The 17,812-nt window shown below is 70.0% G+C and carries 14 protein-coding genes, 1 tRNA gene and 2 pseudogenes; 10 read left to right on the top strand and 7 right to left on the bottom strand.

The features are described 5' to 3' along the window. Positions 1-37: 37 nt before the first annotated feature. Complete coding sequence (locus AC1G9L_RS14520; RefSeq protein WP_019799233.1) at positions 38-358, bottom strand: DUF3175 domain-containing protein; 321 nt, start codon at positions 356-358, stop codon at positions 38-40. 543 nt (positions 359-901) lie between these two features. On the opposite strand from AC1G9L_RS14520, the gene AC1G9L_RS14515 reads away from it, so the two are divergent. From AC1G9L_RS14515 to AC1G9L_RS14490, 6 genes and pseudogenes are all read left to right on the top strand, one after another. Further along, on the top strand, positions 902-5,245 hold the full coding sequence (locus AC1G9L_RS14515; protein ID WP_481069379.1) for a DEAD/DEAH box helicase: 4,344 nt from the start codon (positions 902-904) through the stop codon (positions 5,243-5,245). Positions 5,246-5,691: 446 nt separating this feature from the next. Then, positions 5,692-7,347, top strand: a complete 1,656-nt coding sequence (locus tag AC1G9L_RS14510; protein ID WP_481069378.1) for a methyl-accepting chemotaxis protein — start codon at positions 5,692-5,694, stop codon at positions 7,345-7,347. 81 nt (positions 7,348-7,428) lie between these two features. Next, positions 7,429-7,914 (top strand): annotated as a pseudogene (locus AC1G9L_RS14505) (CHASE3 domain-containing protein); the annotation flags it as partial. A gap of 279 nt (positions 7,915-8,193) precedes the next feature. Then, positions 8,194-9,111 (top strand): annotated as a pseudogene (locus AC1G9L_RS14500) (methyl-accepting chemotaxis protein); the annotation flags it as partial. Positions 9,112-9,122: 11 nt separating this feature from the next. After that, complete coding sequence (locus AC1G9L_RS14495; RefSeq protein ID WP_019801870.1) at positions 9,123-9,644, top strand: chemotaxis protein CheW; 522 nt, start codon at positions 9,123-9,125, stop codon at positions 9,642-9,644. Between the two features lie 84 nt (positions 9,645-9,728). After that, positions 9,729-9,914, top strand: a complete 186-nt coding sequence (locus tag AC1G9L_RS14490) for a hypothetical protein (RefSeq protein WP_481069377.1) — start codon at positions 9,729-9,731, stop codon at positions 9,912-9,914. Between the two features lie 188 nt (positions 9,915-10,102). Here AC1G9L_RS14490 and AC1G9L_RS14485 read toward each other — a convergent pair. Next, positions 10,103-10,178, bottom strand: a tRNA-Ala gene (locus tag AC1G9L_RS14485). A 235-nt stretch (positions 10,179-10,413) separates the two neighbouring features. Here AC1G9L_RS14485 and AC1G9L_RS14480 point away from each other — a divergent pair. Next, positions 10,414-10,818 carry an H-NS histone family protein gene (locus AC1G9L_RS14480; RefSeq protein WP_010344215.1) on the top strand — a complete coding sequence of 135 codons (405 nt, stop codon included), beginning with the start codon at positions 10,414-10,416 and terminating at the stop codon, positions 10,816-10,818. A gap of 66 nt (positions 10,819-10,884) precedes the next feature. Here the strand turns inward: AC1G9L_RS14480 and rnd are convergent, their stop codons facing one another. After that, positions 10,885-11,970 carry a ribonuclease D gene (rnd, locus tag AC1G9L_RS14475; RefSeq protein ID WP_481069376.1) on the bottom strand — a complete coding sequence of 362 codons (1,086 nt, stop codon included), beginning with the start codon at positions 11,968-11,970 and terminating at the stop codon, positions 10,885-10,887. Positions 11,971-12,121: 151 nt separating this feature from the next. Here rnd and AC1G9L_RS14470 point away from each other — a divergent pair, with 151 nt between their 5' ends. The 3 genes from AC1G9L_RS14470 to AC1G9L_RS14460 all read left to right on the top strand — a co-directional run bounded on the left by AC1G9L_RS14470 (position 12,122) and on the right by AC1G9L_RS14460 (position 15,506). After that, entirely contained in the window at positions 12,122-13,975 is a 1,854-nt protein-coding gene (locus AC1G9L_RS14470) for a formylglycine-generating enzyme family protein (protein ID WP_481071140.1), read from the top strand. A 56-nt stretch (positions 13,976-14,031) separates the two neighbouring features. After that, entirely contained in the window at positions 14,032-14,940 is a 909-nt protein-coding gene (locus AC1G9L_RS14465; RefSeq protein ID WP_019801378.1) for a M48 family metalloprotease, read from the top strand. A gap of 119 nt (positions 14,941-15,059) precedes the next feature. Further along, positions 15,060-15,506, top strand: a complete 447-nt coding sequence (locus tag AC1G9L_RS14460) for a DUF6491 family protein (RefSeq protein WP_481069375.1) — start codon at positions 15,060-15,062, stop codon at positions 15,504-15,506. Positions 15,507-15,533: 27 nt separating this feature from the next. Here AC1G9L_RS14460 and AC1G9L_RS14455 read toward each other — a convergent pair whose 3' ends face one another. From AC1G9L_RS14455 to mutY, 4 genes are all read right to left on the bottom strand, one after another. After that, positions 15,534-15,899, bottom strand: coding sequence for a hypothetical protein (locus AC1G9L_RS14455; RefSeq protein WP_481069374.1), 366 nt, complete (start codon positions 15,897-15,899; stop codon positions 15,534-15,536). A gap of 42 nt (positions 15,900-15,941) precedes the next feature. Beyond that, positions 15,942-16,148, bottom strand: a complete 207-nt coding sequence (locus AC1G9L_RS14450) for a CopG family transcriptional regulator (RefSeq protein ID WP_010344221.1) — start codon at positions 16,146-16,148, stop codon at positions 15,942-15,944. A 144-nt stretch (positions 16,149-16,292) separates the two neighbouring features. After that, positions 16,293-16,571 (bottom strand): oxidative damage protection protein, encoded by a 279-nt coding sequence (locus AC1G9L_RS14445; protein WP_010344222.1) that lies wholly within the window; start codon positions 16,569-16,571, stop codon positions 16,293-16,295. Positions 16,572-16,612: 41 nt separating this feature from the next. Next, on the bottom strand, positions 16,613-17,674 hold the full coding sequence (gene mutY / locus AC1G9L_RS14440) for an A/G-specific adenine glycosylase (RefSeq protein WP_019801375.1): 1,062 nt from the start codon (positions 17,672-17,674) through the stop codon (positions 16,613-16,615). Positions 17,675-17,812: the final 138 nt, after the last annotated feature.

The raw sequence follows: 17,812 nt of genomic DNA, 5'->3' as shown, positions 1-17,812 counted from the left end.
AACTGCTCGCTCCATCACGCTGCGCGCGTGCCTGCGCTCAATCGCCGGCGCCATCCTTGCGCGGTTTGCCGTACAGGCTGCGCAACTCGTCCTTGGCCTGCTCCAGGATCTTGCGGCGCTGCTCCGGCAACTGGTCGCCGGCGCGATTGATGTAGAAGGTCAGCATCGACATGGCCGAGCGATACGGACCGGTGCGGCGGCGTGCGTGCAGGTCGGCCGACTGCTTGAGCGCGTGTGCGATCGCGGCCGGGTCGTTGCCTTCGAACACGTTCGGCGCGACGCCGAGCGACGGTTGCGCGTCGTTGCCGCGGCGCTGGCCGAGGTCGTTGCTGGAGAGGAACGGGCTGCTCTGTGCCATTGGTGATGCTCCTTGGCGATGGCTGGTGGAAAGGGACAAGGCATGCGCGATCCGGCAGGGCCGGACCCGATGGCGGATGCCGCCGCCATCGCTGCCATACGCCGCAAGGCGACGGCAGATCGACATCGAAGGGACACGGAGGCGGAGGCGACGCGAACACGCGCCGCCGCGATCGCGTGTACGGGATGGAGCGTCCCGCACGCGCGATGGGCGATGCCATTGTTCGTTGGTGTTGCCGTGCCGCATTTCCGTTCCCAGAAGCGAAGCTCATGCGTCATGCGCAAACGCTAGGCCGGGATACGTGATGCTGTCGACAACATAACCGCGCTCTGCGGAGCGAGTGGTAGACATTATGTCGTTCGATGAACGCTTAATAGAAAAGCCCGTAAAAACAGCGCTCGCGCGTGAATGCGCTTGATTGCCCAGATAACGTCACCATTTTCATTGCCGAGCCGATGGCGCGAGACAATCGCGTGGACAATATGCATCGGTGGCATCGTCGGTGCGCTCCGCATGCGTTGCGGCGGTGGCTTAGGAGATCGCATGTCGTTGGCGCAAACGCGCTTCCATCCCGCCGTGGCACGCTGGTTCGAGCAGCGTTTCGCTGCGCCCACGCCGGCGCAGGAACAGGCGTGGCCGGCGATCCAGGCCGGGCGGCATACGCTGGTGGCTGCGCCGACCGGCTCCGGCAAGACCTTGACGGCGTTTCTGGCCGCACTGGACGCGCTGGTGCGCGAAGGCCTGCGTGAAGGCGGCCTGCAGGACCGCACCCAGGTGCTGTACGTGTCGCCACTGAAAGCGCTTTCAAACGATATCCAGCTCAATCTCGAGGCGCCGCTGCAGGGCATCCGCGACGAGCTCGCGGCGCTTGGGTTGCCGGATGTGCAGATCCGCACGGCGGTGCGCACCGGCGACACGCCGCAGCGCGAGCGTGCGCAGGCGCGGCGGCGTCCACCGCACGTGCTGGTGACCACGCCGGAATCGCTGTACGTGCTGCTCGGCTCGGTGTCCGGGCGCGAGACGCTGCGGCATGTGCGCACGGTGATCGTCGACGAGATCCATGCGCTGGCGGCGAACAAGCGCGGCAGCCACCTGGCGCTGTCGCTGCAGCGCCTGCAGCAGCTGTGCGAGGTGCCGCCGCTGCGCATCGGCCTGTCGGCGACGCAGAAGCCGATCGAGGCGGTCGCGCGGTTCCTGGTCGGCAGCGCCGCGGTGCACGACGGCGTTGCCGACTGCGCCATCGTCGACATCGGCTATGCGCGCGCCCGCGACCTGGCGCTGGAGGTGCCGCCGACGCCGCTCAGCGCGACCATGTCCGCCGACCAGTGGCAGCAGGTGTATACGCGCCTGGCCGAGCTGGTGCGCGCGCACCGCACCACCCTGGTGTTCGTCAACACCCGGCGCATGGCCGAGCGCACCGCCCGGCACCTCGGCGAACTGCTCGGCACGCAGGCGGTGGCGGCGCATCACGGCAGCCTGGCGCGCGAGACCCGGCTGCTCGCCGAGCGCCGGCTCAAGGCCGGCGACCTGCAGGTGCTGGTGGCCACGGCATCGCTGGAACTGGGGCTGGACATCGGCGATGTCGACCTGGTCTGCCAACTCGGCTCGCCGCGCTCCATCGCCGCGTTCCTGCAGCGCGCCGGCCGTTCCGGACATGCGGTGGGCGGCACGCCGAAGGCGCGGTTGTTTCCGCAGTCGCGCGACGACCTGGTCGAGTGCGCGGCCTTGCTGGATTGTGTGCGTCGCGGCGAACTGGATGCGCTGCGCATGCTCGATGCGCCGCTGGACGTGCTCGCCCAGCAGCTCGTGGCCGAGGTCGCCTGCCAGGAGTGGGAAGAAGACGCGCTGTACGCGCTGGTGCGTGGCGCCTTGCCGTATGCGGCGCTGCCGCGCGCGCAGTTCGACGCGGTGCTGCGCATGCTCTGCGAAGGCTTCAGCACGCGCCTGGGGCCGCGCGCCGGCTACCTGCATCGCGATGCGGTGCATCGCCGCGTGCGCCAGCGCCGCGGTGCGCGGATGGCCGCGCTCACTTCCGGCGGCACCATTCCCGAGACCGGCGACTACAGCGTGGTGCTGGAGCCGCAGGCGCAGACCATCGGCACGGTCAACGAGGATTTCGCGGTGGAGAGCCTGGGCGGCGACGTGTTCCAGCTCGGCAACGCCAGCTACCGCATCCTGCGCGTGGAAGCGGGGCGGGTGCGGGTGGAGGATGCGCGCGGCGCGCCGCCCAATATTCCGTTCTGGATCGGCGAAGCGCCCGGGCGCAGCGACGCGTTGTCGCTGGGCGTGTCGCGGCTGCGTGCCGAACTCGAACAGGCGCTGCAGCAGGGCGGGGCGACCCAGGCGCTGCAGTGGCTGTGTGGCCCGCTGGCGCTGGACGCGGCCGCTGCGCAGCAGATCGTCGATTACCTGGGCCGCGCGCATGCGGCGCTGGGCGCCTTGCCGACCCAGCAGTGCATCGTGCTGGAACGCTTCTTCGACGCCACCGGCGGCACCCAGCTGGTGATCAACAGCGTCTACGGCAGCCGCATCAACCGCGCCTGGGGCCTGGCCCTGCGCAAGCGGTTCTGCCGCACCTTCAATTTCGAACTGCAGGCGGCCGCGACCGAGGACGCGATCGTGCTGTCGCTGTCGACCCGGCACAGTTTCGCCCTGGACGAGGTGGCGCGTTACCTGCGCGCCGCCTCGGCGCTGGACGTGCTGGTGCAGGCGCTGCTGGACGCGCCCCTGTTCGGCGTGCGCTGGCGCTGGAACGCCACCAACGCGCTGGCGCTGCCGCGCTTCACCGGCGGCCGCAAGGTCGCCCCGCAACTGCAGCGGATGAAGTCTGAGGACCTGCTGGCCACGGTGTTTCCCGACCAGGTGGCCTGCGCGGAGAACCTGGTCGGCGAGCGCGAGATTCCCGAGCACCCGCTGGTGGCGCAGACCCTGCGCGATTGCCTGGACGAGGCGATGGACAGCGCCGGCTGGCTGCAACTGCTGCACGGCATCGAGGCCGGCGCCGTGCGCGTGCTGGCGCACGAACTGACCGCGCCATCCCCGCTGGCGGCCGAGGCCCTGGAGGCGCGGCCCTATGCCTTCCTCGACGATGCACCGCTGGAGGAGCGACGGACCCAGGCGGTGCAGAACCGCCGCTACCAGGATCCGGACAGCGCCGACGATCTCGGCCAGTTGGACCTGCAGGCGATCGCCGCGGTGCGCGAGGAGGCCTGGCCGCAGCCGCGCAGCCGCGACGAGATGCACGAAGCGCTGCTCACGCTCGGCGTGGTGAGCGCGGACGAGGTCGCCGCGCAGCCGCAGTGGCGGCAGCGGCTGGAGGAACTGGCCGCCGACGCGCGCGCCACCTGCCTGCACGGTGTCGACGGCGCCGCGGCGGCGCTGTGGGTGGCGGCCGAGGCGCTGGCGGCGGTGGCGCCGCTGTACCCGCAGGCCAGTGCGCAGCCGGCCATCGCCGTTCCCGCGGGCTATGCGGTCGCCGACTGGGACCGCGACAGCGCGGTGCGCGAACTGCTGCGCTGGCGCCTGGCGGGGCTGGGGCCGGTCACCGCGCCCGCGCTGGCCGGGCCGCTGCACCTGCCGCTGCGCGAGGTGCAGGCGGGATTGCTGGCGCTGCAGCAGGACGGCTATGTGCTGGGCGGGCGCTTCAGCGCCGATGCCGACGCCGAGGAATGGTGCGAGCGCCATCTGCTGGCACGGATCCACCGCTACACCCTCGGCCGCCTGCGCCGTGAGATCGAGCCGGTGGCGCCGCGCGATTACGCGCGCTTCCTGTTCCGCTGGCAGCATCTGGACGCGGAGGGGCAGGTCGCCGGCGCCGAGGCGCTGGGCGCGGTACTGGCACAGTTGGAGGGCGTGGAGGTCGCGGCGCCGCTGTGGGAGGCCGAGCTGTTGCCGGCGCGGGTGCGCGACTACCGCCCGGCGTGGCTGGACGAGGCCTGCAGCGCCGGACGCACGCTGTGGACGCGGCTGCGCCCCGGCGCCGGCGGCGCCGCACCGACGCTGCGCAGCACGCCCATCCTGCTGCTGCCGCGGCGCAGCGCCGGCCACTGGTCGCGGCTGTCGCCAGCGCCGGAAGCCGGCGCGTTGGGCTCGCGCACGCGCAAGGTGGCCGACCATCTCGAGGCGCATGGCGCCTCGTTCTTCGACGAGATCGCCGAGGCGACGCGCCTGCTGTCCACCGAACTGGAAGCGGCGCTGGCCGAGCTGGTCGCCGCCGGCCGGGTCCATTGCGACAGCTACGCCGGCCTGCGCGCCCTGCTGGTGCCGCCCTCGAAGCGGCCCTCGGTGCTGTCGCGGCGGCGGCCGCGCATGGCGCTGTACGGCGGCATCCAGGACGCCGGACGCTGGGCGGTGCTGCGTGCCGACACCGAGGTCGACGACCCGGCCGCACGCAGCGAGGCGGTCGAGCACGCCGCGAGGACCCTGCTGCGCCGCTACGGCGTGGTCTGCTGGCGCCTGCTCGAGCGCGAGGCGGCGTGGCTGCCGCCGTGGCGCGAACTGCTGCGCGTCTACCATCGGCTGGAGGCGCGCGGCGAGATCCGCGGTGGGCGCTTCATCGACGGCCTGTCCGGCGAACAGTTCGCCCTGCCGGAGGCGATCGGCCTGCTGCGGCAGATACGCCGCCAGCCCGGCGACGGCCACTGGCTGTGCGTGGCTGCCGCCGATCCGGCCAATCTCCTCGGCAGCGTGCTCCCCGGCACGCGGGTACCGCGGCTGCCGGGCGCGCGCGTGCTGTACCGCGATGGCGTGCCGATGGCGAGCTGGGTCGGCGAGCGCTTCGAGCCGCTGCAGGACATGAATGCCGAGGAGCATGCGCATGCGCAGCGGCTGTTGCGCGGTGGCGCTGCCGCGGAACGGCGCACGCTTGTGGCACCGCAGATGGCGTGAAGGCAATGCGCCGCGCCCGCCCGCCACGATCGCGCTTGTGACATCGCGGCGCTGCTTTCACATTCTGTCTACAAATTAAAGGGGTTGGTATCCCACTTTGGCTCCGGTGCAAAACCGGGATGTTCTGCCATTGCAGAACAAGTGCGGCATCGGTGCGCTGCGACCCAAGTCTGCTCGGCTGCGCGTTGAGCACCGCAGCGCAATGCCTCTTGCGCATTCACGAATGTCGCGAAAGCGCTTGTCTTATGCGGGATTCCGCAATTTTCACGCGATTTAAAGGCGCCCTCGATTGCGCCGATAGCCCTCACGCATGACGTTGCAGCGCAGCGGTCCTCTGGCGACTCAGTCAGAGGCATCGCTCCGCGAGGCGCCGCGACACGCAGCCGGATGCATCGCCCGGCGCAGGCGGACACACACAAATCGGGGTACACACCATGTTGGGCAATATGAAAATCGGGGTCAGGCTGACGGCGGCATTCCTGATCGTGGCGGCGATCGGCGCCTGCATCGGCTGGGTCGGCATCCGCAACTCGGGCCGGATCAACGACTACGCCACCGCGCTGTACGAGCGCGAGCTGCTTGGCCTGTCGCACCTGAAAGAGGCCAACATCAATCTGATCAATGCCGGCCGCGCGCGCGCCAACCTGCAGTTGGCCAGCACCGCGGAAGACCGCGCCAAGCATGTCGCCAGCCTCGACAAATACACCGCCAAGGTGGTCGAGCATATGGACAAGGCCAGGACGTCGTTCGACGACCCGGCGACGCTGGCCAAGCTGGCCCGCTTCGACCAGGTGTGGAAGACCTACCTGGAGCGGCGCGGCCAGTTCGTCGAGTCGGTGATGCGCGAGCCGCTCCCGGAAGGCAACGCGCAGCTCGCGGAACTGTCCAAGGGCGTGCGCAGCAGCTCCGACGAACTGGATGCGCTGATGTCGGAACTGAGCGAGATCAAGGAGGCCAATGCCTCCAAGGCCAACGATGTCACCGACGAAATCTACGCCAGCAGCACCCGCACCATGCTCGCCATCGTGATCGGCGGCGTGCTGCTCGGCGTGAGCCTGGGCGTGTTCATCAGCCGCAGCGTGACCCGGCCGATCGGCAAGGCGGTCAGCGTGGCCAATGCGCTGTCCGAGGGAGACCTGAGCATGTCGATCGAGGTGCGCGGCCGCGACGAGACCGCGCAGTTGCTGCTGGCGATGCAGCGCATGGTCGAGAAACTGCAGCAGGTGGTCGGCGAGGTCAACGCCAGTGCGCAGAGCCTGGCCGGTGCGTCGGAGGAAGTCAGCGCCACTGCGCAGTCGCTGAGCCAGGCCTCGACCGAGCAGGCCGCCAGCGTCGAAGAAACCAGCGCCTCGCTGGAGCAGATGACCGCCTCGATCGCGCAGAACACCGACAACGCCAAGGTCACCGACGGCATGGCCGCGCAGGCGGCCCGCGAGACTCTGGAAGGCGGCAAGGCGGTGGTGGCCACGGTGGCGGCGATGAAGCAGATCGCGCACAAGATCGGCATCATCGACGACATCGCCTACCAGACCAACCTGCTGGCGTTGAACGCAGCGATCGAGGCCGCGCGCGCCGGCGAGCACGGCAAGGGCTTCGCGGTGGTGGCGGCGGAAGTGCGCAAGCTGGCCGAGCGCAGCCAGGTCGCCGCGCAGGAGATCGGCGAGGTCGCCGGTTCCAGCGTGGAGCTGGCCGAGCGCGCGGGGCAATTGCTGGAGACCATCGTGCCGAGCATCAAGAAGACCTCGGACCTGGTGCAGGAAATCGCTGCCGCCTCGCAGGAGCAGTCCTCCGGCGTCACCCAGATCAACGTGGCGGTGGTGCAGCTGAGCCAGATCACCCAGCAGAACGCGACCGCCTCCGAAGAGTTGGCCGCCACCGCCGAATCGATGAGCACGCAGGCCGTGCAGTTGCAGGAAAGCATGGCCTTCTTCCAGTTGTCGGCCGCCGCGCGCCGCGCCGCGCAGACGCTGGACGAAAGCGAAGCGCCGCTGCCGCTGCGCGCTGCGGGTTCGCGCTGGGCGCCGCGTGCCACCTCCGCTGCCGCGCGCCGTCCCGGTGCAGGCAATCGCGACCGCAGCGAAGCACTGCTGGGCCGCGCCTGATCCATTCCCTGGCGGCGCCGGTCGCGCCGCCAGTTCCGTGTCGCTGTCGTTGTCACAACTGCCCATTGCCGGGAGAGTGCCGTGCTGAAGAATCTCAAGATCGCCACCAAACTCTACGGCGGTTTCGCCGTGGTCCTGTGCATCCTGCTGGCGCTGGCCGGCGTGGCCTACTTCAACGTGTCCGCGTTGTCGCAGGCCAATTACTGGAACACCCACACCTACAAAGTGATCGCCGAAGTCGATGCTGCGCTGAGCAGCCTGATCAACATCGAGACCGGCACGCGCGGCTTCTCGCTGACCGGCGAGGACGCGTTCCTGCAGCCCTACCGCGACGGCGTCGCCAGCTTCGACAGCCACCTGCGCACCGCGCAGGAACTGACCGCGGACAATCCCAAGCAGCAGGAACGCCTGAACGCGCTGAAGCAGACCCAGGCGCAATGGCTCAGCCAGGCGGTGCATCCGCAGATCGCGCTGCGCAAGGACGTCAACCAGGGCCAGGCGACGATGGAGGCCTTGGCCGCCTCGGTGCGCGCTTCCAAGGGCAAGGGCTACATGGATGCGATGCGCGACCGCATGGCCGAAGTGCGCCGCGCCGAGAGCGAGTTGCTGGCTGTGCGCGCGGCCGAGGCCGAGCAACTGCAGCAGCGCACCAACCTCACCCTGATCGTGGGTAGTCTGATCGCGGCGCTGTGCGCGTCGGCGATCGGTTTCCTGATCGCGCGGTCGCTGATGAGCGAACTCGGCGGCGAGCCGAGCACGGTGATGGAAGTGGCCTCGCGGATCGCCCGCGGCGATCTCACCGTGCAGGTGCCGACCCGCCCCAACGACACCACCAGCGCGATGGTGGCGCTGCAGACGATGGTCGAGCGTCTGGCGGACGTGGTGGGCGAGGTCAATGCCAGTGCGCAATCGCTGGCCGGTTCGTCCGAGGAAGTCAGCGCCACCGCACAGTCGCTGAGCCAGGCCGCCACCGAGCAGGCCTCCGGCGTGGAGGAAACCAGTGCGTCGCTGGAGCAGATGACCGCGTCCATCGCGCAGAACACCGACAACGCCAAGGTCACCGAGGGCATGTCGGCGCAGGCGGCCAAGGAAGCGGTGGAGGGGGGTGAGGCGGTACTGGCCTCGACCCATGCGATGAAGCAGATCGCGCAGAAGATCGGCATCATCGACGACATCGCCTACCAGACCAATCTGCTGGCGCTGAATGCGGCGATCGAGGCCGCGCGCGCCGGCGAGCACGGCAAGGGTTTTGCCGTGGTCGCCGCGGAAGTGCGCAAGCTGGCCGAGCGCAGCCAGGTCGCCGCGCAGGAGATCGGCGAAGTCGCCGCCAGCAGCGTGGGCCTGGCCGATCGCGCCGGCAACCTGCTCGGCACCATCGTGCCCAGCATCAAGAAGACCTCGGATCTGGTGCAGGAAATCGCCTCGGCCTCACAGGAGCAGTCCTCCGGCGTCACCCAGATCAACCTGGCGGTGTCCCAGCTCAGCCAGGCCACGCAGCAGAACGCCGCGGCGTCCGAGCAACTGGCGGCGACCGCCGAACAGATGAGCACCCAGGCCGAATCGTTGCAGCAGGCGATGGGATTCTTCCGCCTCAACCGCGAACAGGACCTGGCCGCGCCACGCCGCGCTGCGCAGGTGACGCCCAGGCCGGCCGCCACCCGGCCGCTGCGCAACGCCGGCAAGGGCCTGCGCCCGCGCGCGCGGCCGGTGCCGGCCTACGCGCTGGCGGATGCGCCGGACGAAGGCCAGTTCGTCAACTTCTGAAGGGGAACACCATGCGCAACGATCGCTACGAGAGCGCGGCCGGAGACACGCCGCAGAGCGGCTGCCAGTTCCTGACCTTCCAACTGGATCGCGAACTGTTCGGGCTCAACATCGCCGGCATCCACGAGATCATCGAGTACCGCACGCCGACCCCGGTGCCGACCATGCCGGCCTGCGTGCGCGGGGTGATCAACCTGCGCGGCGCGGTGGTGCCGGTGGTGGACCTGCAGTCGCGGCTCGGCCGCGCGCCCAGCCAGGTCACCCGGCGCAGTTGCATCGTCATCGCCACCGCCGCCACCGACGAGGGCGGTGGCACGCAGTCCTTCGGCCTGCTGGTGGACGCGGTCAACGAGGTGCTGGAACTGCCGCCGCAGCAGATCGAGGCGCCGCCGGCCTTCGGCAGCGATATCCGCCGCGACCTGCTGCAGGGCATGGGCAAGCTGGAGGATCGGTTGGTGATCCTGCTGGACCGCGCGCGGCTGCTGCGCAGCGACGACATCGTCGAGGCCGGCACAGCAGCGCTGGCGGCGTGAGGTCCGCCACGCCGTGATCCATGCATCACGGCGGCCTCGTTAGGGTGGCCTGAAACGGGCATCCGCCCCAGCGAGGTGCAGACCATGGCAAAAAAAGACGAGACCACCCAGTCCGGCAAGCAGCAGGGCATCCACGAGGGCCGGCAGGACCGTGCCCAGGACGACACCGCCAAGCAGCGGCCCGGCCTGGAAGACCAGAAGCTGCGCGAGGCGCACGAGCGCGGCCCGCGTTCCGGCCAGGATGAGCCGGGGCAGGGCGCGCAGGACTGAGCGAAGTGGCGGCGGGAGCGCAGTGCTCCCGCTTCCCGTCCGTCAGGACGAAGGCTCGGGATTCCCGGCCAACGACGCATGGCCGACATCGCGCGATCGAGCGCATCCAAGTGCAAGACCGGCCAACAAAAAAGGCCAGAGAGCCCGATGGCTGTCTGACCTCGTTTGCACCGTCGAAGACGGTAAGATGGTGGAGCGGAAGGGGATCGAACCCTCGACCTTCGCATTGCGAACGCGACGCTCTCCCAGCTGAGCTACCGCCCCACATCAGACGCGTAGTGTAACTGGGCACGGGGCCGCATGCCAAGAGGGCAGTGCAACATCGGCCGCGCCGGGGCGGGGCCGGTCGGGCGCCAGCGCAGACGCGCTCAGCATGCTGTCTACAGCGCTCGCATGGAGTCGATATACTCGGCGGCCGAAATCTCCCGCAGTGATTTCGTTCCGGACGCAACATACCGTCCGCCTCATACCTTTTTACCTAAAGACAGGTCTTTTACACATGACGGAAGTTCGCAACTTGCAACAGATCGCCGAAGCCAAGGCCAAGCTGCAGGAAGAAATGCGCAAGCTGGAAGAGCAGGAGCGGCAGGCGCGCGAGGGCGAAACCAATGCGGCGCACGCCAATGTGCTGTCGCTGCTGGAGCAGTTCGCCGAGTTCTTCAGCGCCAAGCAGCGCAACGAGATCGCCGCCTACGTGACCAGCGCGGCGCCCAAGCCGGCCAGCAGCAAGTCCGCCGGTGGCCGCAGCGAGGTCAAGCCGAAGTACCAGTTGCCGCATACCGGCGAAACCTGGTCCGGCCGCGGCCGCACCCCGAAGGCGTTCGCCGCCTGGGAAGGCACCGCCGCCTACAACGAGTGGAAGGCGCGCCACCCGGATCTGAAGTTCCCGCTCTTCAAGTACTGAGCGAACGAAAAAGGCCAGGAATTCCTGGCCTTTTTTCATTTCCGATCGCGGCCCGGGCTCAGCCGCTCAGCGCGCGGCCGCCAGCAGCGGTTGCAGCCGCGGTTCCAGCTCGCGCCTGCGCCAGCCGGCCAGCGGCTGCGGCCATTGCGCGCTTTCCAGCAGGGCTTCCAGGTGCTTGCGCGAGGCCAGCAGGCCGTCGGGCAGGCCGAGTTCGGCGCTGCGCGCGGCCACCGCGTCCTGCAGCCGCTTCAGCGCGGCCTTGTTGTCGTCGCTGGCGGCCAGCGCCTGCGGCGCGTCGGCTTCGTCGGCCAGCGGCGTGGTCAGCGCCTGCCACAGCGCATCGCTGAGCTTGCGCGGCGCTTTTGGGTGTTTATCGAACAGCGCCAGCATGGCCGGTTGGTCCTGCGGCGGGAACCGCGCCAGGGTGGCGGCCAGTTCGTTGTCCAGGATCCAGCTGCGCGGCTTGTCGCTGTGCCGGGCCTGCGCGTCGCGCCAGCGCAACAGGCGCAGCAGGCGCAGTTGCGCCGGGCGGTCCATGAACTGCGCCGAGCGCATGCCCAGGTGCGGCCAGCGCTCGCCGTCGTCCTGTTCGACGGTGCCGAGCAGGCGTTCGCCGTCCTCGTGCAGCCAGTCGCTGCGCTCCAGGGTCTGCAGCCGCGCCTGCAGCGCGTCGTGCAGGGCGAACAGGTGGCGCACGTCGTCGGCGGCATATTCGAGTTGCGCCGGCGACAGCGGGCGGCGCAGCCAGTCCGAGCGGGTCTCGCCCTTGGCCAGGTGCACGCCGGTGATCTCCAGCACCAGCTTCTGGTAGCCCATGCCGGCACCGAGCCCGGCCAGGCCGGCGGCGATCTGGGTGTCGAACAACGGCCGCGGCAGGGTGCCGCAGGCGCACTTGAAGGCGACCAGGTCTTCGCTGGCGCTGTGCATGATCTTGAGGATGCCCGGATCGCTCAGCCACGGCGCCAGCGCCTGCGGCATGCCCGGGATCAGCGGATCGATCAGCAGGATTTCGTTGCCCACCGCCATCTGCACCAGCGCCAGTTGCGGCCAGTAGGTGCGTTCGCGGACGAATTCGGTATCCAGGCCGATACGGGCCGGCCGCTGCGCCAGCCGTTCGCTCAGCTCGGCGGGTTGCTTGATCCAGTAAGGCACGTGATTTCCGTTGACTGCAGGGTTTGCTCAGGCAGGCGAGAATAGCCTAACGTCGCTCCGCCGGCCGCACGGCGCGCCGGACGGGATGGCGTCGCAAGGTCCATGGTTCGGAGGAAAAGTGCGCAGCAGCGGCGTTGTGATGGTCTGGAGCATGCTCGCGGCGGCGCTGGTCGGCTGTGCGCGGCAGCCGCCGGCGCCGGCCGCCGAGACCGCGCCTGCGACCGCCGCGGCCATCGCCCCGGCGCAGTCGACACCGGCCAGGCCGGTGCAGGCACCCAGCGTCACCATCGGCGGCGAAGATGCGGCCGAGACCGTGGCGCACTGGCAACCGCCGTTGCCGACCCTCAGCCGCAGCGGCCTGCCGCAGGCACGACGCGAGGCGGCGCGCGCGCTGGCCGAGGATCGCCTGTTCGAGGACGCGCAGTCGGCGATTCCGCTGTACCTGGCGATCCGCAGCCTGGCGCCGAACGATCGCGCCGCCCAGGACGGCCTGCGCAAGGCGCGGCGGCGGTTGCTGCAGCTCGGCGCGCAGGCGCTGGGTGATCCGGATCTTTCCGAACGCACGCTCGAGCAGGCCACGCGCATCGCGATGGTGGCGCTGTGGCTGGATGCCGACGATCCGGCGGTGCGGCGCCTGCAACAGCGGGTGGAGACCGCCGCGCGGGTACTGGCCTACAACCGCGCCGGCGAGGAAGACCTGCGTGGCGGCCGCCTGGGCGAGGACGGCAACGGCGCCCTGGCCAATTTCCGCGAGGCGCTGCAGCTGGATGCGGACGACGACCGCGCACGGCAAGGCGTGGCGGCGGTGGAGAGCGCGTTGATCCGCCGCGCCGAGACGGCGGCAGCAGCCTCGGATTTCGCCGCCGCCGGCAGCTGGCTGGCACGCGCGGCGCGGGTCCGCGAGGACGCGCCCACGGTGCGCGATGCGCGCGTGCGGGTGGAGCAGGTGCGGGTGGCGCGCATCGCCGCCTTGCGCGATGCCGGGTTGCGCGATCTGGCCACGCCGGCGGGATTGAAATCGGCGCGCGAGCGCCTGGGCGACGTGCTGCGCATTGCCGATCCCGGCGACCCGGTGGCGGCGATGCTGCGCGAACGCATCGACCTGGCCACCCACTACGGCAGTTTCCGCCCCGGCCAGGTGTTCACCGACGGCATGCACGACGGCGGACGCGGCCCGCAGATGATCGTGGTGCCGCACGGCGGCTTCCGCATGGGCGCGGCCGAGAGCGAACCCGGCGCCTCGCCGGCGGAGATGCCGCAGCATTACGTGCGCTTCGACCGCGGCTTCGCCATGTCGATTACCGAAGTCACCGTGGCCGAGTTCCGCCGCTTCGTGGAGGCGACCAACGCGCGCCCGCGCGCCACCCGGCGTGGCCATTCCACCGTCTACGACGAGCGCAGCGGCAACTTCGTGCGCCGCAACGGCGTGGACTGGCAGTCCGATTACCAGGGCGCGCGCGCGGCGCCCAACAGTCCGGTGATGCACGTCAGCGTGCGCGACGCCGAGGCCTATGCGGCCTGGCTGTCGCAGCAGACCGGGCGCCATTACCGGCTGCCCAGCGAGGCCGAGTTCGAGTACGCCCTGCGCGCCGGCAACCGCGGCCGCTACCCCTGGGGCAATGCCGGCACGCCGCCGCGCGGCAGCGGCAACTTCACCGGCGGCGGCGACGGCTCGCCCAGCGGTCGGCACTGGCGCAACGCCTTCGTCGGCTACACCGACGGCTTCTGGGGCCCGGCTCCGGTCGCCAGTTTTTCCGCCAACGCCTGGGGCCTGCACGACATGGCCGGCAACCTCAGCGAATGGGTCGCCGACTGCTGGCATGCCAGTTACCGGCGCGCGCCGGCCGACGGCGCGGCCTGGTACAACCCAGGCTGCCGCTCGCGGGTGGTGCGCGGCGGCAATTGGGCCAACGCGCCCGAGCAGACCCGCGCGGCGTGGCGGCTGATGCAGGATTCGGACAGCACCAGCGCGCGCGTCGGTTTCCGCCTGGTCCGCGGCATTTGACGCGGCCGCGTCGGCGCCGACGCTAGATTGCCTCACCTGTCAGCGAGGGGAGTGGGATGAATGACGTCTTCGGCCGCCAGGGCGGCGAACCGGGCGGCCGCCGTGGGCCGCTGGGTGGGGTGCGCTGGCTGGTGCTGCTGGGCTTTGCGGTCTATGCCGGGTACTACTGGTTCTCCAACCGCAGCGAGGATCCGTATACCGGCGAGCAGGTGCTGATCGACCGCTCGTTGAACGTGGAGGACGAGAAAGCGCTGGGCCTGCAGGCCTATCAGGAGATCCTGGCGCAGGAACGGCCGCTGGACCCGCAGGCGCCGCAGGCGCAGCAGGTGCGGGCGATCGCGCAGCGGCTGATCGCCAAGGTCGACGTGGTGGAAGACGCGCTGGCCGCCGAACACGGCATGCAGGCGCAGCATGCGGCGCGCAGCTTCGACTGGGACGTCAACGTGATTCCGTCCGAACAGGCCAACGCGTTCTGCCTGCCCGGCGGCAAGATGGCGGTCTACACCGGCCTGTTTCCGGTCGCCGGCAATGCTGATGCGATGGCGGTGGTGATGGGCCACGAGATCGCGCACGCATTGTTGCGGCATGGCGCGCAGCGCATGGCCCAGCAGAAGCTGACCCAGATCGGGCAGATGGCCGGCGCCGCCGGCGGCCTGGACCCGCAACAGCAGCAGATGGCGATGGCCGCGATGGGCTACGGCTACCTGCTGCCGTACGCGCGCAGCCACGAGACCCAGGCCGACGAAGTGGGCCTGATGCTGGCCGCGGCGGCCTGTTTCGATCCGCGCGAAGCGGTGCCCCTGTGGCAGCGGATGAGCGAAAGCAGCGGCGGCCAGGCCCCGCCGGAGTTCGCCTCCACCCATCCCAACCCGGGCACCCGCATCCAGAACCTGCAGGCGCTGATGCCCAAGGCGCTGGAGTACCGGCAGCGCTTCTGCGAATCGGCGCGCAGCGCCGCGCGGTGACGGTGCGCGCCGTCACTGCGCGGCGCTGGCTGCCTTGGCGCTGAACGCCGTGCGTGCGCGTGTGCTCGCGTGCACGGCAGCGGGCGCATGATGCGCTCCACACCATCAGGAGCGCTGTCATGAAATGCCTGCTGCTGTCCTCTCTCCTCGCCACGGCCATGCTGGCCGGCTGCGCCACCAATCGCCTCAGCGACGACGAACGCCTGACCCTGTATCGCGCCCACGCCGGTGCGCCGGTGCGCGACTTCCAGTACTTCAACCGGCTCAGCGGCTGGACCGCGCTCGGCGACAGCGCACTGGCGGTGTGGACGCGGCCGAACCAGGCCTATCTTCTGGAATTCGCCGGCCCCTGTCAGGACCTGGACTTCGCCCCCAGCATCGCCATCACCCATTTCGGCAGCCAGGTCTCGGCGAAGTTCGACGACGTGCTGGTGCTCGGCGGCGGGCCCGGCGCGATCCGCCTGCCGTGCCGCATCGACAGCATCCGCCCGCTCGACGTCAAGGCGCTGCGCACTTCGGAGAAGGAACTGCGCGAGGCCAAGGTGCAGGAGCGGGCCGGTGGATGAGCCGGGCGCGGCTGCGCCGGCCTGGTCCTATTTCGACTTGGTGCCGTAGTAGAAGCCGGTGGCGGCCGAGACCAGGGTGACCACCGGGCCGAGCAGCACGGCGAAGTCCTTGATGTCCTGCACCCGGATGCCGCCCCAGGCGACCAGGATCAGCAGGCCGGCGACCACGATCCACAGCAGGCCGATCAGCAGGTAGGCGATGTGGCGCCTGGCCTGGTCCTCGTGCGGGCGCGGATCGTAGTCGTTGCCCAGTCGCGGCGCGACGACCGCGGTGTCGCCTGCGTCGGGATCGGTCAGGTCCAGCGTGTCGCTGCTGGCCTCCGGCATGGCCGGGACTGCCTGTGCGGAAAGACGGTCTTGCGCTGCCGCGTCCTGGCGTTGCGGGTCTGACATGGTGCGCTTCCTTGTGCGGCGTCAGCGATTGTCGCGTTGGGCCTATCTGCGGATGACTTCCCGGATCCGGCTGCCGTCCTCGATCAGGATTTTGCGGTTGGCCGCCTCGTTGTCGGCGAAGAACTTCTCCGCGTTGATCGCCCGGCGCAGCACGTCCACCACGGAGACTTTTTCCTTGGTCGCGAGCTGCTGCAGGAACTCGACCTGCTCGGTCGGCAGGTTGACGGTGATTTTCTTGAAGTCGCTCATGGTCGTTCCGCACGCCGATGACGAGGTGTCCCGATCATCGTAGGTGGCGAAATGCCGTATTTCAACCATATGCGGCATGAACGGGCAGCGGGGGCGCCGGCCTGGCGACCGGTCCCCGTGTCGGGCCTGGCGCGCGGCGCTCGTTCAGCCCTGCGGGTCGGGCGCCACGTAGCCGTCTGGCTTGTCGGCGCCGCCCTGGAACAGGAACTTCTCCAGTTCCGTTTCCAGGAACGCGCGGTGCTTGGGGTCGCGCGGCGACAGCCGGTTCTCGTTGATCAGCATGGTCTGGTGCGCCAGCCAGGCCTGCCAGCCGGCCTTGCCGATATGCGCGAACACGCGCTTGCCGAGCTCGCCGGGATACGGCACGTAATCGAGCCCTTCGGCGTCGCGTTGCTGGTACTGGCAGAAGACGGTGCGGGACATGGCAATTCCTGGCGGTGCGTGCGGCGGCGCGCGCTGGCGCGCTAGAGGCCGTCAAGCAGTTTGCGGATCGGTGCGGGCAGGCCCAGCGCCGACAGGTCGGCGCGCGCCACCCAGCGCAGGTCGGCATTGTCGCCCAGGGCATCGCCCATGGCGACCTTGCGCAGGCGCAGCGGCTGCAGGTGCAGGCGGTAATGGCTGAAGGTGTGCACGATCGGCGGCAGTGCTTCGGCATCGTCGTAGGCGCGCCCGCGCATCCAGCGCGCGTACCAGGCGCGCAGTTCGCTGTCGGTCTCGGCCTGGGGCAGGGTCCACAGCGAGGCCCAGATGCCGGTCGGCGGACGCCGCTGCAGCAGCAGGTCGCCGGCGGCGTTCTCCAGCAGCAGCGCCAGCGCCTCGCGCTCGGGCAGGGTCTTGCCCGGCTTGGGCGTGGGCAGCGCCTCGACCAGGCCGTCGCGGCGCGCCACGCAGTCGTCCTGCAGCGGGCACAGCACGCAGGCCGGGTTGGCGCGGGTGCACAGGGTGGCGCCGAAATCCATCTGCGCCTGGGTGTAGTCGGCCATGCGCCCGTCGGGCACGGCGGCCACGTGGTCGTGCGCGAGCGCCCACAGCGGCTTTTCCACCGCCGGCAGGCCGGGATAGCCGGCGATGCCGTGATAGCGGGTCAGCACGCGTTTGACGTTGCCGTCGAGGATCGGGAAGCGGTCGTTCCAGGCCTGGCTGAGGATCGCGCCCGCGGTGCTGCGGCCGATGCCGGGCAGCGCGTGCAGGGCCTCGAAATCGCGCGGCAGGTCGCCAGAGTGCAGTTCCACGCAGCGCTTGGCGGCGGCATGCAGGTTGCGCGCACGGGCGTAGTAGCCCAGCCCGGCCCATTGCGCCATCACGGCGTCGTTGTCGGCGGCGGCCAGGTCGGGCAGGGTCGGGAAGTGCTGCAGAAAGCGCAGGAAGTACGGGATGACCACCGCCACCTGGGTCTGCTGCAGCATGATCTCCGACAGCCACACCCGGTACGGACTGCGCGGATGCTGCCAGGGCAGGTCATGGCGGCCGTGGCGGTCGAACCAGGCGAGCAGGCGGGTGGGGAAGGTGTCGGGTGGCTGGCGCATGCTGGCAGGAACTCGTTCCTTCTCCCTCCGGGAGAAGGTGCCCCGAAGGGGCGGATGAGGGTACGGGCGAAGCCTAGTGCGGTTTGGGTAGCGCCAGTGCCGGCGTGGCGGGCTCCGCCGCACCCTCACCCCAACCCC

This window comes from Xanthomonas sp. NCPPB 1132 (genome assembly GCF_056629235.1).
Note: the sequence above shows the minus strand (reverse complement) of the source record. Positions and strands in the feature narration are given on the sequence as shown.